The 2,396-nt window shown below is 53.5% G+C and carries 3 protein-coding genes; all 3 read left to right on the plus strand.

Translation table 11 applies throughout. The features are described 5' to 3' along the window. Positions 1-63: 63 nt before the first annotated feature. Positions 64-678 carry a Uma2 family endonuclease gene (locus NW820_RS10970; protein ID WP_414350202.1) on the plus strand — a complete coding sequence of 205 codons (615 nt, stop codon included), beginning with the start codon at positions 64-66 and terminating at the stop codon, positions 676-678. A gap of 93 nt (positions 679-771) precedes the next feature. Then, positions 772-1,359 (plus strand): hypothetical protein, encoded by a 588-nt coding sequence (locus NW820_RS10975; protein WP_414407505.1) that lies wholly within the window; start codon positions 772-774, stop codon positions 1,357-1,359. 171 nt (positions 1,360-1,530) lie between these two features. Then, the coding region (locus NW820_RS10980) for a PAS domain-containing protein (protein ID WP_414407506.1) at positions 1,531-2,396 on the plus strand (866 nt) is incomplete at its 3' end.

Here is a 2,396-nt window from a genome sequence, read left to right on the forward strand (position 1 = left end):
GATGTGTTGACCCCAGACCGGCTCCCTTGGTTGGTTTAGCCGTTTTTCATTGCGGAGGTCATGATGGTCGAGGTTTTGGAAAGAGAAAAATTGGCCGAGGCACCTGCTGATAGTTCTCCGGCAGCTTCTCGAAAAATTTGGACTGACGAAGAGTTTATGGCTTTACCGGAGGATGGCAATCGCTATGAGGTTGTGAATGGAGAACTGGTTACTGTGGGCTCGGCAGGCGCAAAGCATGGGTACTACGTAAGTTTGATTCATATCATTCTAGGCTCCTACGTTCGCAGTCAAAGGATTGGATTTACCTTCGATTCCGATACTTCCTTCAAAATGAAATCCGGTAATCGCCGCTCTCCGGATTGTTCTTTTTTTTCCAAAGAACGACTGCAATCTCTGGGCGGGATCCCAAGGGGTTATATTGAGGGATCCCCAGACTTGGCTGTAGAAGTTCTCTCCGATGCCAACACCGTTGGAGAGATCCATGATAGGCTCGTTGAGTATTTTGAGAATGGATCCCGGCTGGTCTGGATCATTCATCCTGAAGAGAAATACGTTCTGGTCTATCGCCGGCCTGAGCCTGAAGCATTGAAGAAACCCGGCGACATCCTGGAAGGTGGAGAGGTGATCCCTGGATTTGCGCTGGATTTATCAGAGTTTTTTGCCGAGCCGGAGTTGTAGTTTTTCACCAACGCAATGTACGGATAAGACGCCTTCAGCACCTAGGGAAGAGCAACCCCTGTTAAGCTAGCCTAAGCAGTGGGATCCCATTTCATGGCATTGGTTTATCCGCAGGTTCTGGAGCGCAATCCCAAACGGCTGCGCATTGCCCTACAACGGTTCACTTCCCAGCAACTGGCTTGGCGGGCGGCAGCAGGCTTGGTGCTGCTGATTGTGGGATCCCAACTGTGGGCCCGTTCGCCGCTGTTGGGGTTGGTGGCTGTGGGGATGGGCTTGTGGATTGGGATCCCTTGGGGGCTAGGCCAGATCTTGAGCCTAGATCGAGAGAGGCAGGTGGTGACCCTGACCCACCTGCGTGGCCCTTGGGGCTTTTGGCGGCAGCAGGTGTTTTCTTATCCCTTGGCTCAGTTGCAAGGAGTGCGGCTGCATCGAGTGGGTCAGGAAGTTTTGGATAACCAAGCTCAAGAGAGTTTTCAGGTCCAAAGCCAAGTGCGGCTGCAGTTTCACAGCGATCCTTCTAAACCGGAGCTGAACGAGGAGGTCATCGCCTGCTTTAGCAGCCAAGTCGGCATCAAAGGGGACGAACCAGAAGCTTTCGTGCTCTCTCAGCGGCTGGTGCGCTGGATTGAGAACTATCTATCTGAACACTCAGGAAACCTAAGAAACAACTCTTCACCCTGAAAGCCCCCTTTTCGAGGATACTGCCCCACCGTTCCAGTAGACTCAAACTTTGCTCTCCTTTTCGGGGAGATGGGGAATTGTTGGCACAGTGCTTGATCCTGGGTTAGAAATACTACTGAAAAGCAGTGTACTCCTTGACACTTTCTAAACTTAACTTAATCGACAACCTTCATGAGCGCCTCCTGGGATCTGGTCAACCTGCTTACCTTACTCAACTGGAACACTCTGCCCGGATGGCTTTGGCTGCTCCTTTGGGGATCCTCACTGGCCGTGGTGATGTACTGGCAAAAGCGCTGGCTGCAGCGGGATCAGGTGGGTTTTCCCGATGTCATCATGCTGGCGCGTGCAGATACGACGGTGGTGGAATGTAACGAAGCTTGCCAGAAAATCTTGGGGGATTGGCGGGGCAGGCGCTGGATCGACGTGCTGCTGGCAGAAGAGCAGGAGCAGGCGCAGCAAAAGATAGCCCACCTTACCCCTCAGCAGCCCACCTTTACCCGGATTAGCAGAGTGGCGGATGCAGCGGGGCAGGTGCGGTGGTTTGAGTGGATCAACCAAGGCATTTTTGACCGGCGGGGCCGCTTGCAGTTTATTCGCGGCGTGGGCCGAGACATTACCGAGAAGAAACAGTTGGAAGAAAACCTGCGGCTGCGGGAGGCCCAACTGCGCACCTTGTTGGATGCCCTGCCATTGGCGGTGTGGGCCAGGGATCCCCAGGGAGTGCTAATTTTGCAAAATGCCACTGACCGCGCCTGGTTTGGCGATCTGCTGGGCACTTCTTTGGAGGAGGCAGCTCAGCAACATCCCCACTGGCCGGAGTACACCTCTCAAGTTCTAGCCGATCTAGAGCGGCAAGGGTTTTCCCAACTCGAGGGCAAGGAAGTAATTCAAGGTCAGGAGCGCTATACTTATCGCCTGGCCGTAAAGCTTCAGGATCAGTCTAAAGGTTTGGGACTTCTCGGCATTGTCCTAGATATCACCGAGCAGAAGCGCCTGCAACGAGAGCTAACAGATCAACAAGAACGCTTTCGCGCCTT

Origin of the sequence: Synechococcus sp. R55.7, from assembly GCF_047461955.1 — a bacterium.
Lineage (GTDB): Bacteria > Cyanobacteriota > Cyanobacteriia > Thermostichales > Thermostichaceae > Thermostichus.